Below are 11,945 nucleotides of genomic sequence, written 5' to 3'. Positions count from 1 at the left end.
TTTGGTTTCTATTTTTTAATAATTTTCAATGTTTTCATTTCTTTTTCCATTTCAACATTTACAGTATACACTCCAGGCAGAAGCTGCGACACGTTCACTTGGTTTTTGGTAGCATTCAGTTTTTTGCTCATCATCAGTTTGCCAGTAGCATCGTATACAGTGAGGCGTTTAATTTTCGAATCAGCTTGTAGATGTAGAATATCTTGAACTGGATTAGGGTAGAATGTTACGTTCGATTTATTATGATCTTGCGTATCAAGTGATCCTACACTAACCGTATATTCTTCGGCTTGCCCAAAACTTCCCCCAACACAAGGATTAAGTAAATTAGCTAGACCAAAATTCTTTTTCACACGCATCCTTGTAAGTCCTTTTTTGGCATCTGCGGGGATTGCCAATACTTGGGTAATTTCTTTGTCATCCACCCCAGTCGATCCGACAAGTTTTTCTGTCATCTCATAGGTTTCTCCCTCGTCATCGAAGTTGCCATTTTGATTCCAGTCTATAAATACCACAAAAGAACTCTCCCAAGCACCGTTTGTATTCCCTTTTAAAGTGATCGTTTCTTCGGTGCCAGGCTCTACATTCGCTATTTTGTCTAAGAAAAGTTCGTGTGCTGGTGAGTTATTCAGGGCAGCATCGCTAACATTGGTCATGCCTCCGAAGCTTACGCTACTAATGGGCTCTACATTAAAAGTAAAATTTAGTGGGCCACAATAAGGAGCAACCTCTGTTTCTACTGTAGTGAACGAGAATGCCGAACAGTTTTCAGCAGAGCCACTTGCATTTTTCGGTACTGCTTTCCAGTAGTAAGTAGTTCCACCATGGGTTAGTCCGTTTACCTTTACAGAGGTTTCTGTTGTGGTTCCGATATACGTGGTTGGGTTTGGATTAGTATCGATAAAAAAGTCGTATTCATCTACATTACCATCTTCTGGTGCAGACCAGCTGAAGTTTACGCCCGAAAGAAATTCGACATTGGATTCACCATCCAAAGGAAGGTTTAGGGTAGCACAATTGGGTAAGTCGGCCGGTGTGTAATCATCTACTTTTATATTATCTACAAGTAAAATAAATTTATCTGTGCTATTGTTTACGAATGCTACTCTAACTGTTCTCCCGATATAAGCAGAAAGGTTAGCAAATCTGCTTTTCCATACCGAATTTTCTGCTGGCGTAGAATATAATTCAACGGTGAAATCGGATACTGAATTTCCTCCATTGGGTGCAAGCATTACTTTATAACCATCCGAAAAATTAGGATCAGCAGCTTTTGCGTCCCATAGTAGGAAAGGAGAATTGCCAGAAACCGTTATTTGTGGCGAGATAAGCCAATCGTTTGCCGTACCTTTTGGTGAATAATACGATGTACTTGCAGCAGCATGATTATTATCTGGTCCACCATAGTTTGGTGTGGGTCCACCACGATCGACTCTTACCCACCCGATAATTTCACTTACCGGTGTAGCAGGAGTAAGACCATCTACATCCACTACGGTCCAGGCACTAAAACCAGGTCCGTTACCGTCAAAGTCTTCTTGGAAAACTTGGGCAGTCCCGACTATTGGTAAAGCTATAAAAAATGCTTTTATTAGTTGTTTTTTCATTATAATATTATTTAATCTGTAATTTGTTGTTTGATGATGAATAGTTTAGATGTTGATACTTATTTTTGTTTTGGATATTGCTAAATGATTGTTATGTCTGTTGGTCTATCTACTATTTTAATCTATAATATTCCAAATGAATGATATGGAGTTTGGTGCAATAGAATTTTATTCTTTGTTTTGGTTAAGTATCTGATTTTGATTTATTTATGTAAGTTAACTTTAAGTGTAGTTTTATTTACAAAATCAAATGCGTAAACAACTCTTTCTGCTCATTCAGATGCTGATAATTTATTTTTTTAGTTTTCATTTTTTGTTCCATACTATCTAAATCAGAACTGTATTTTAGTTCTACGCCCACCACTGCCGGACCTTCCTCCCGGTTGTTTTTTTTGGTAAACTGAAAATAAGTGATGTCGTCATTCTCGCCTAAAACTTCGTTTACAAATTCTTTTAATGCACCGGGACGCTGTGGAAAGTTGATGATGAAATAATGCTTCAAACCTTCATCAATCAACGAGCGCTCTTTGATTTCCTCCATTCTTGTAATGTCGTTGTTGCTTCCGCTCACGATGCACACCACATTTTTCCCTCTGATTTGGTCCTGGTACAGATCCAAGGCTGCGATGCTCAGCGCTCCTGCCGGCTCTACCACAATGGCTTCCTGGTTATAAAGTTTGAGGATGGTGGTACAAACTTTCCCTTCAGGCACTAAGACGATGTCATCTAACGAATGTTGGCAGATTTCAAATGTTTTGTCGCCCACCCGTTTTACGGCGGCTCCATCTATAAATTTATCAATGTTCGTCAATGCAGTATTTTTACCGTTTTCCAACGATGTTTTCATAGAAGCGGCACCTTGTGGTTCCACGCCGATAAGTTTTGTTTCGGGACTTAACTGCTTAAAAACCGACACCACTCCTGCTGCCAAACCGCCGCCGCCAATCGGGAAGAATAAAAAATCGATTTTGTTTTTTGTATCCTCCATAATTTCCAGTCCCACAGTTCCCTGTCCGGCAATCACCCATTCATCATCAAACGGATGCACAAAAACCGCTTTATTTTCTTTACTGAAAAGCAGCGCTTCGTTGTAGGCATCGTCAAAAGTATCGCCTTTCAAGACTACTTCCACATTTTCTTTTCCGAAGAGTTTTACCTGTTTTATTTTTTGTGCAGGTGTAGTGATGGGCATAAAAATGACGGCTTTTATGTTGAGTTTCCGACAGGCAAAAGCCACTCCCTGAGCGTGATTACCCGCACTGGCACATACCACGCCTGATTTTCTGTCGGTTTCGGAAAGCGAACTTATTTTATGATACGCTCCACGCAATTTGTAGGATCGTACAGGTTGTAAATCTTCCCGTTTCAAATAAACCTGAGCATCAAATCGCTCGCTCAGGTTTTCGTTTTTTACCAAAGGCGTATGCACCGATACACCCTTGAGATTGTCCGCCGCCTCTTGTATTTTTGTCAAATGTATCATTTGGTTTGAGGTCTTAATTTTCGAACTTGCATGCCGGTTTGCCACAGCTCACTTTGTTGTAATTCTTCGAGTTCTGCATTGAGTTTTTCTCTGTAATCTGGCTTGCTGTTGGCTTCGATAACGATGGCTGCTTCTTTACCTGAAAGCACGTCATCATACAGTTCATTAAAAACAGGAGTGGTAGCTTCTCTAAATTTACCTTTCCAATCCAATGCTCCTCGTTGTGCAGTGGTACTGCAATTGGCAAACATCCAATCCATTCCGTTTTCGGCTACCAAAGGCATTAAACTTTGGGTCAATTCTTCTACAGTTTCGTTGAAGGCTTCGCTTGGTGAATGGCCTCTTTGACGAAGTACATGGTACTGCGCTTCAAAAATTCCTGCAATAGCTCCCATTAAAACACCCCGTTCTCCGGTTAAATCGCTGTATACTTCTTTTTGAAATGTGGTTTCGAACAAATAGCCCGAACCAATAGCAATGCCTAATGCCAAGGCTTTCTCTACTGCTTTTCCTGTAGCATCCTGATAAACAGCATAACTGGAATTTAGACCTTGTCCTTTTAAAAATAATGTTCGTAACGAGGTTCCCGAACCTTTGGGTGCTACCAAAAATACATCGACATCTTTGGGCGGAACGATGCCGGTTTTTTCTTGAAATGTAACGCCAAAACCGTGTGAAAAATACAATGACTTTCCTGCAGTTAAATGTTTTTTCATGGTTTCCCACGCTTGTATTTGTCCGGCGTCTGATAATAAATTCATCAGCAAAGTGCCTTTTTCGCACGCGGTTTCTACATCAAAAAGGGTTTCATTTTCTACCCAACCATCCGCCAATGCTTTGTCCCAACTTTTTGTTCCTTTTCGTTGACCTACAATTACATTGACACCGTTATCTTTCAGATTCAGAGCTTGTCCAGGACCCTGTACGCCGTAACCGATTACGGCTACGGTTTCGTTTTTTAATATTTCTTTTGCTTTTTCCAGTGATAATTCTTCTCGGGTTACGACATTTTCCAGTACGCCACCAAAATTTAATTGTGCCATTTTTTTTATTCTGTTTATTGTTTTATTAATTGTTTTCTAATTCTTTCAAATATGCGCTTAGTTCTTTCATCGGTTTGGTAACTGCGACTCTACCAGAGCGGGCAAACTCGAGAATACCGAAGGGCTTCAGTTTTTCAAACAAAACCTGTGTTTCTTGTTTGTGTCCTGTTTTTTCGATGACGATAAAATCGGGATCTACGGTGAGGATTTTAGCGCTGTTTTCTCTCACGACCTGCTCCACATTGCTGGATTTAAGTTCAGTTGTTTTGATTTTATATAAAGCAATTTCCTGATGCACCACTTCATCATCTTCGTGTACAAAGGCTTTCAGCACATCCACTAATTTTTCGATCTGTCCAATAACTTTATCGATTTGTTCACGGGTTGTTCGCAGAACAATGGTGTACCGATGTACATTTTTTATTTCTGTTTCCGACGCGGTGATGCTGTCGATGTTCAAGTGCCTCCTCGTGAAAATGATGGTGATGCGGTTGAGCATTCCGATGGTATTTTCCGTAAAGATGGATACGGTGAATGGGCGTTCTAATGATTCCATTTTGTTCATTTTTTTTAATTTATTGTAACCGAATTTCAGCAACCGAAGCTCCAGTGGGAACCATCGGGAAAACATTGTCTTCTTTGGCTACTTTCACTTCGAGCAGAAAGGCATTTTCTGTGTTTAAAAGCTCGTCTAAAGCATGGCTTAAATCTTCCTGTTTTTCCACTTTTACTCCTTTGATGCTGTAAGAAGCCGCCAAGGCTACAAAATCCGGACTTTGAATATTGGTGAAGGAATATCTTTTCTCGAAGAACATTTGTTGCCACTGCCGCACCATTCCCAGGTATTCATTATTTAGAATGATGATTTTTACGCCGATATTATTCTGCATGATGGTTCCTAATTCCTGCAAAGTCATCTGGAAACCGCCATCACCAATGATGGCTATTACTTGTTTTCCTGGGTTGGCAAATTTTGCACCTATAGCTGCTGGAAGTGCAAATCCCATTGTTCCCAATCCGCCAGAGGTAACATTGCTTTTGGTCTGATTGTATTCGTAAAACTGTGCTGCCATCATTTGATGTTGGCCCACATCGGTTACGATCACTGCATTGCCATTGGTTTTTTGAGAAAGTAAACCGATGACCAAATCCATTCTTAACTGGTCAGAAAAATCTTTATTTCTGTTTTTAGACAACACCTGCAGTTCATTTTCTTTTGCGTGATGAAATTCATCCAACCAACGTTGATGATTTTGCTCTTCTACCAGATCGGTTAAAAACGCTAAAGCTTCTTTGGCATCGGCTAAAATGGGTGCATCTGCTTTGATGATTTTATTAATTTCGGCTCGATCAATATCGATATGAATTACTTTGGCCTGTTTGGCATAGCGGGAAACATCGCCCGTAACACGGTCGTCGAACCGCATTCCGACTGCTAAAAGGACATCGCACTCATTGGATTTTACATTGGGTGCGTAATTCCCATGCATCCCAACCATACCCACAAATTGGGGGTGATTTGCGGGGAAAGCCCCCAATCCTAAAAGCGTGGAAGCCAACGGAACGCCAGTTTTTTCGGCAAAAGCCCGTAATTCTTCTTCCGCATTGGAAAGCATAATCCCTTGACCGACAATCATCAACGGTTTTTTTGCTTCGTTCAAAAGCTTGCTTGCAGCTTGCACTTGATCCAGATTCAGTTTGGGTTTCGGGTGGAAACTTCTAACCGCTGTACATTTTTCGTAAGAGAAATCCAGCATTTCAAACTGAGCATCTTTGGTAATGTCCACCAAAACAGGTCCCGGACGGCCAGACGAGGCAATATAAAATGCTTTAGCTAAGGTAGGAGCGATATCTTCTGCTTTGGTGACCTGACAATTCCATTTGGTTACCGGCATTGAAATTCCCATCACATCGGTTTCCTGAAAAGCATCCGTTCCCAAAAGGTGAGAAGCCACCTGTCCGGTGATGCAAACCAAGGGCGTAGAATCGATCAATGCATCGGCTAAACCTGTGATTAAATTGGTAGCACCCGGACCTGAAGTTGCGAATACAACGCCTGTTTTTCCGGAAGTCCGGGCATATCCCTGCGCCGCGTGAATAGCACCCTGTTCGTGTCTGGTCAAAACGTGGTTTATTTCTTCAAGATGATCAAACAGGGCATCGTAGATGGGCATAATCGCACCACCTGGATAACCAAATATTGTTTTTACCCCTTCGGCTTTCAGACTTTGTATCACCGCTTCTGCACCAGTGGATTGCAACCGCACCGAAGTTTGTTTGGGAGTTTCTAATTCTATTGTTTTCATTTTTTTTAATTATTTATCGGTTACACAGCCTAAAGAAGCGCTTGAAACACATTGTGCGTATTTAAACAGAACACCTTTATCAGCTTTTAAGGGCGGTTGTTTCCAGGCCGCTCTTCGTTTTTCCAATTCCTGTTCAGATACTTTTAAGTTGATTGTATTATTTTTAGCGTCAATGGCAATCAAATCGCCATCTTTTACCAAAGCAATCGTTCCGCCTACAAAAGCTTCGGGTGTAATGTGTCCTACCACAAAACCGTGGGTGCCGCCTGAAAATCTGCCATCGGTAATTAATGCTACCGAACTGCCTAATCCAGCGCCCATGATCGCTGAAGTCGGTTTAAGCATTTCGGGCATTCCCGGTCCCCCTTTTGGTCCGCAGTAACGGATGACTACCACATTGCCAGGTTTCACTTCTGCGTTTTTCACGCCTTCGATCACGGCATATTCATCGTCAAACACTTTGGCAGTTCCCTCAAAATAGTCACCTTCTTTACCGCTTATTTTGGCTACACTTCCTTCTGTAGCCAGATTTCCGTAGAGCATTTGCAGATGTCCGTTTGGTTTTACCGGATTTTCTAAGGGAAGAAATACCTGCTGACCTTCGGTTAAACCCTGCACCGATTCTAAATTTTCGGCAATGGTTTTTCCGGTGACCGTTAAGCAATCGCCGTGCAGTAAATGATGTTTCAATAAATACTTCATCACGGCAGGAACTCCTCCTACCTCGTGCAAGTCTTCCATCAGATATTTGCCGCTCGGTTTCAAATCTGCCAATACCGGAACTCGGTTGCTAACCTTTTGGAAATCATCCAACGTCAGTTCTATATCCACCGAATTTGCCATAGCAATCAGGTGCATCACCGCATTGGTAGAACCGCCCAAAACGGTGACCATCGTCATAGCGTTTTCGAAGGCTTTTCGGGTCATGATGTCTTTGGGTTTGATGTCTTTTTCCAACAAGGTCTGAATGGCTTTTCCAGTATCGAAACATTCGGTTTTTTTATTGTCGCTCAATGCTGGATTGGAAGAACTGTACGGCAAACTCATTCCTAAAGCTTCAATCGCGGAAGCCATCGTGTTTGCGGTATACATCCCACCGCACGCGCCCGCTCCGGGGCAAGCGTTTTTGATTACTCCTTTGTAATCTTCAGCAGAAATTGTGTTGCTAAATTTTTTACCCAAGGCCTCGAAAGCCGAAACGATATTGAGCGGTTCGCCTTTCCATTTTCCGGAATGGATGGTTCCGCCATACACCATGATGGCAGGACGGTTTAATCTTCCCATAGCGATGATTGATCCGGGCATATTTTTGTCGCATCCCACCACTGCCAAAACCGCATCGTACCACTGTGCACTCACCACGGTTTCTATGGAATCTGCAATGATATCTCTGGAAATCAAAGAGAAGCGCATTCCATCGGTTCCGTTGGATATACCGTCACTTACACCAATGGTATTGAATATCAAACCCACTAAATTTTCTTGCTGAACACCGGCTTTTACTTCTTTCGCCAGATCATTGAGATGCATATTGCACGGATTTCCTTCGTAACCCATACTCACAATTCCCACTTGGGGTTTTTGCAAATCTTCTTCTGTTAATCCTAAAGCATAAAGCATGGCTTGTGCAGCAGGTTGGGTTTCATCCTGCGTGATGGTTCTGCTGTATTTGTTGAGTGTTTTCATTGATTTTGGAGAATTTAATTTGTTGGCTTTCTTACCAAAAGTGAATAGGCGTTTTGAAGTTTTTTACCCAGTGAATCGTTCCAGTTTTTAGGAAATTGATAATCATCTACCGCTGCGATTCCTACCACTTCGGCAGCTGTTCCGCAGTAAAATGCGCTGTCGGCCTGGAACAAATCTTCTTTGGTGAATTTTCCCTGTTCTACCTCCAGACCTAATTCTTCTGCTAATTCCAAAACCGTAGATCTGGTGATTCCCGGAAGGATATTTCCCAGTTGGGGCGTGAATAATTTTCCGTCTTTCTCAAAAAATAAATTCGCTCCCGGACCTTCGGCCAGGAAACCATCGCTGTCCAACAACAAGGCTTCATCAAATCCTTTCTCTTTTGCTTCGTTGGTTGCCAGGATAGAATTGACATAATGACCGCAGACTTTGGCTTCGATATGGATGGATTTTGGATGCGGTCGGCAATAAGAAGAAACTGTTAACCGCAGTAATTTTTCGCCTAAATAAGCTCCCCAATCCCAGGCAGCAATCATCACCGAAACGCTGGTAGGTTTTGATAAGCTCATATTTTGTCCGCAATACACCAATGGTCGGATATAGGCATTTTTTAAGTTGTTTTTTTCCAGCAATGCGTAGGTGGCCTCTACCAATTCCTGCACGGTATAGTTGAAAGGAATTTTCACCAGTTCGCATGATTTTTTTAGGCGTTCGTAATGTTCTTCGGCTTTGAAAACTTTGGTTCCCTGTTCTGTTTCATACGAACGGATGCCTTCAAAAGCGCCGTAACCATAATGAAGGGTTTGACTGTATAAATCGGTTGTGGAATTGTTGGCTTTTACAAATTTTCCGTCTAAATAAAGCACTGTTTCGTTGTTGAAATACATGTTTGTTTTTGTTTTTTATTGAATTGTTATTTGATTTTCTGGGCATAAAAAAAGCCTTTCCCGAAAGTGAGAAAGGCTTACAATTTGACATACAGCAGCATTCCTCACGGTGGCGAGTTGATAATAATATTGTTGGTATATAGGTTCATTTTGTTCTTTTTTTTAATTGTTTGTGCATAAAAAAAAGCCTCCTGATTTCTCGGGAGGCTACTTAGAATATATCTTTTAGATTTGTTCAAAATTATTCCTTCCCGGACTGTGAAATCACACCAGTAATAATAATAGAAGAAATAATAATTGAATTGTACATTTTCTTTGCTTTGCGTTGCAAACATAAAAAGTATTTTTTTGATGACCAAATTTTTTTACTTAGTTATTTCGAAATACAGGTTTTCATTGTAAGGAGATTTGTGATATTATATTGAAAATCAACTGTTTATAGGGTGAATTGTGTCAATTTTTGTCAATTTTTATAAAATAAAGTTTCAGTAAAAATACATTAAAGATTAATAACAGGCAAAACGGTTGTAAATAAGGGCTTTACAGCCGTTTTGTGATTTTTTGGTAATGAGGTAAAAAGCAGGAAAAAGCGAGGTTTGGCAAAAGTAAGGTTACTAAAACGTTATTTTTAAATATTAGAAACAATCGTTTTAAAATACTGTATTTCAGCTTTCTGCATAGTTTTTCATATTGTTCAGTAGCTCACATAGGTTTAATTTTATCATTAAGAATTGTGAGTATGGAAACGACAAAAAAATCAACGTTTAAGGTATTGTTCTATCTTAAAAAGAACGCTCCAAAGAAAAACGGAAAAGTTACGGTTATGTGCAGAATTACCGTAAACGGCAAACAGTCTGCATTCAGTACAAAGCTGGATATTTCCGCAACAAATTGGGATTTGAAGTACGGTAGGGTTTTAGGTAAAAGCCGAGAAGCACAAGACACAAACAGGAAACTTGACAAAATTCGTTCGGGTATTGAGGAATGCTATTCCAAAATTCTGAAGAATGAGGGGGCTGTAAACAGTGCTAAACTTAAAAACACCTTTCTCGGTATGGAAAGTGGAGAAATAACCTTTTTCAAATTCTATGAACAGTTCCTGTCCGACTATGAGAAAAAGGTTAATAGTGGACTTCGGGTAAATGGCACACGCAGTAAATACAAAATACTTTTGAAACATCTTCGAAATTTTGCACTTACAAAATATGGTTATTCCGATGTGTCTTTTAACGACCTTACTCCTGATTTTGTACAGGAATTTGATTACTACCTGCGTGACGCCCAAAGCTTGGCGCACAACACCATTTGGCTGTATATGATTGGCTTTACCACGCTTTGTCGATTAGCAATGAGCAGAAAGCATCTTGCTTTCAATCCGTTCAGCGAGTACAAGAACACTAAAAAGGACAAAGACAGAGGTTATCTGCTACGGAACGAGTTGGAACAGCTTGTAACATTCAACTGCGAGAAAAAGAAAGACGAATTGGTTAAAGATTTGTTTGTGTTCAGTTGCTTTACAGGATTGTCTTATTCGGATATGAAAGGGCTTAGAAACAGTAATATTCAGGATTTCTTTGATGACAATCAATGGATTATCGTACGCAGAAAGAAAACGGCTACATCGTCAAACGTGATGCTTTTGGATATACCGAAAATGATTATCGAAAAGTATGCAGGATTTGCAAAGGACGGAAAGGTATTTCCTGTACCTTCAAATACAATCTGTAATGACAGCCTAAAGAGAATATCACAACTTATTGACTGCCTGAAAGAAAAGAAAGTAACCTTTCATTTGGCACGTCATACATTTGCCACATTGTTTTTGAGTGAGGGCGTTCCGCTCGAAAGTTTGAGCAAAATGTTAGGGCATAAAAACATTGCCACAACACAGATTTATGCCAAGATACTTAACGAGAAAGTTGGTAAGGATATGCAAAAAGTATCACATAAATTCAAAGGTATGGAGCAGTTTTTTGTGGCTCAATTCTAAAACCTGTAAAGCGATTAAAGAAAGCCAATGCAGTTTTTTGCATTGGCTTTTTGTATTTTTGAAGTCAATAAAACAACAAATTATGATTGAACAATTTTCACAAAAGACACAAGAAGAATTAAAATCTTATGTTTATATTTTAATAGACCCAAGAGATAATAAAATATTCTATGTTGGAAAAGGGTATGGAAATCGTGTTTTTTCACATATTAATGAAGCGATATTCAACCCAGTCGGAACTGAAAAATTAGAGATTATAAGAGCCATAAAACAAGAAGATCTAAAAGTAAAACATTTTATAGTGCGACACGGATTAGAAGAAAATGAAGCACTAATAGTTGAAGCTGTTTTAATTGATTTTTTAACTTTTAAGGATTTTATAGAGGTTGCGAAAATTTCAAATATAGTTGCAGGACATTATTCATTTAATCAAGGGATTAAAACTGTTAATGAGTGTGAAATACTTTACAATTGTGAAGTATTGAAAAAAGAAGATATTAAACATAACGTTTTAGTAATCAATATAAACAAAACATACGATAATAAACGAAAAAAGAAAAGTGAGAACCCTATTTATGACAGACCAAATATTTATGAAGCAACCAGAGGTTGGTGGGTATTAGACAAAGACAGAGCAGAAAATTCAGATTTCGTTTTAGCTGAATATAAAGGTGTAATAAGAGCGATATTTAAGCCTGAAAAATGGGTTCAAGATATTGAAAATAGAGGTGTCAAAAGATGGGGATTTGAAGGTTCAGAAGTTACTTCAAAAGAAATTCTTGATATATATATGAATAAAGAAGTTCCTAAAATTAGAGGAATGGCAAATCCAATTCGTTATTTTGAAAAAATACCCACAACTACAGGGTATTAGGCAAGAAACAGCCCGCCGCTTAAAGCAGTGGCTGTTTCTTTAATTGACCTCCCGGTTACAGTTTCAGAT

At 39.7% G+C, this 11,945-nt stretch carries 9 protein-coding genes; 2 read left to right on the top strand and 7 right to left on the bottom strand.

Annotation, left to right across the window (positions count from 1 at the left end; all coding sequences use genetic code 11):
* Positions 1-8: 8 nt before the first annotated feature.
* From WEEVI_RS00380 to WEEVI_RS00350, 7 genes are all read right to left on the bottom strand, one after another.
* Positions 9-1,607, bottom strand: coding sequence for a T9SS-dependent choice-of-anchor J family protein (locus tag WEEVI_RS00380; protein ID WP_013597194.1), 1,599 nt, complete (start codon positions 1,605-1,607; stop codon positions 9-11).
* Positions 1,608-1,845: 238 nt separating this feature from the next.
* Positions 1,846-3,090 (bottom strand): threonine ammonia-lyase IlvA, encoded by a 1,245-nt coding sequence (gene ilvA / locus WEEVI_RS00375; protein ID WP_013597193.1) that lies wholly within the window; start codon positions 3,088-3,090, stop codon positions 1,846-1,848.
* Entirely contained in the window at positions 3,087-4,133 is a 1,047-nt protein-coding gene (gene ilvC, locus WEEVI_RS00370; protein WP_013597192.1) for a ketol-acid reductoisomerase, read from the bottom strand. The genes ilvA and ilvC overlap by 4 nt, the downstream gene beginning before the upstream one ends.
* A gap of 25 nt (positions 4,134-4,158) precedes the next feature.
* Positions 4,159-4,689 (bottom strand): acetolactate synthase small subunit, encoded by a 531-nt coding sequence (gene ilvN, locus WEEVI_RS00365; RefSeq protein ID WP_013597191.1) that lies wholly within the window; start codon positions 4,687-4,689, stop codon positions 4,159-4,161.
* 19 nt (positions 4,690-4,708) lie between these two features.
* A complete protein-coding gene (gene ilvB / locus WEEVI_RS00360; RefSeq protein WP_013597190.1) occupies positions 4,709-6,439 on the bottom strand; it encodes a biosynthetic-type acetolactate synthase large subunit in 1,731 nt (576 codons plus the stop codon).
* A 9-nt stretch (positions 6,440-6,448) separates the two neighbouring features.
* Positions 6,449-8,125 (bottom strand): dihydroxy-acid dehydratase, encoded by a 1,677-nt coding sequence (gene ilvD / locus WEEVI_RS00355; RefSeq protein WP_013597189.1) that lies wholly within the window; start codon positions 8,123-8,125, stop codon positions 6,449-6,451.
* 14 nt (positions 8,126-8,139) lie between these two features.
* Entirely contained in the window at positions 8,140-9,012 is an 873-nt protein-coding gene (locus WEEVI_RS00350) for a branched-chain amino acid transaminase (protein ID WP_013597188.1), read from the bottom strand.
* 739 nt (positions 9,013-9,751) lie between these two features.
* Between WEEVI_RS00350 and WEEVI_RS00340 the strand changes: the two genes are divergently transcribed.
* Positions 9,752-11,002, top strand: coding sequence for a site-specific integrase (locus tag WEEVI_RS00340; RefSeq protein WP_003010419.1), 1,251 nt, complete (start codon positions 9,752-9,754; stop codon positions 11,000-11,002).
* 82 nt (positions 11,003-11,084) lie between these two features.
* Positions 11,085-11,876, top strand: a complete 792-nt coding sequence (locus tag WEEVI_RS00335) for an LEM-3-like GIY-YIG domain-containing protein (protein WP_013597186.1) — start codon at positions 11,085-11,087, stop codon at positions 11,874-11,876.
* Positions 11,877-11,945: the final 69 nt, after the last annotated feature.

This window comes from Weeksella virosa DSM 16922, from assembly GCF_000189415.1.
GTDB classification, from domain to species: Bacteria; Bacteroidota; Bacteroidia; order Flavobacteriales; family Weeksellaceae; genus Weeksella; species Weeksella virosa.
The sequence above is the reverse complement of the archived record's forward strand: the minus strand, read 5'-3'. Positions and strand labels throughout refer to the sequence as shown.

What these genes read in the sequence shown, in the direction of transcription:
- WEEVI_RS00380 (WP_013597194.1), bottom strand. Translation starts at nt 1,607, where the DNA reads ATGAAAAAACAACTAATAAAAGCATTTTTTATAGCTTTACCAATAGTC.
- ilvA (WP_013597193.1), bottom strand. Translation starts at nt 3,090, where the DNA reads ATGATACATTTGACAAAAATACAAGAGGCGGCGGACAATCTCAAGGGT.
- ilvC (WP_013597192.1), bottom strand. Translation starts at nt 4,133, where the DNA reads ATGGCACAATTAAATTTTGGTGGCGTACTGGAAAATGTCGTAACCCGA.
- ilvN (WP_013597191.1), bottom strand. Translation starts at nt 4,689, where the DNA reads ATGGAATCATTAGAACGCCCATTCACCGTATCCATCTTTACGGAAAAT.
- ilvB (WP_013597190.1), bottom strand. Translation starts at nt 6,439, where the DNA reads ATGAAAACAATAGAATTAGAAACTCCCAAACAAACTTCGGTGCGGTTG.
- ilvD (WP_013597189.1), bottom strand. Translation starts at nt 8,125, where the DNA reads ATGAAAACACTCAACAAATACAGCAGAACCATCACGCAGGATGAAACC.
- WEEVI_RS00350 (WP_013597188.1), bottom strand. Translation starts at nt 9,012, where the DNA reads ATGTATTTCAACAACGAAACAGTGCTTTATTTAGACGGAAAATTTGTA.
- WEEVI_RS00340 (WP_003010419.1), top strand. Translation starts at nt 9,752, where the DNA reads ATGGAAACGACAAAAAAATCAACGTTTAAGGTATTGTTCTATCTTAAA.
- WEEVI_RS00335 (WP_013597186.1), top strand. Translation starts at nt 11,085, where the DNA reads ATGATTGAACAATTTTCACAAAAGACACAAGAAGAATTAAAATCTTAT.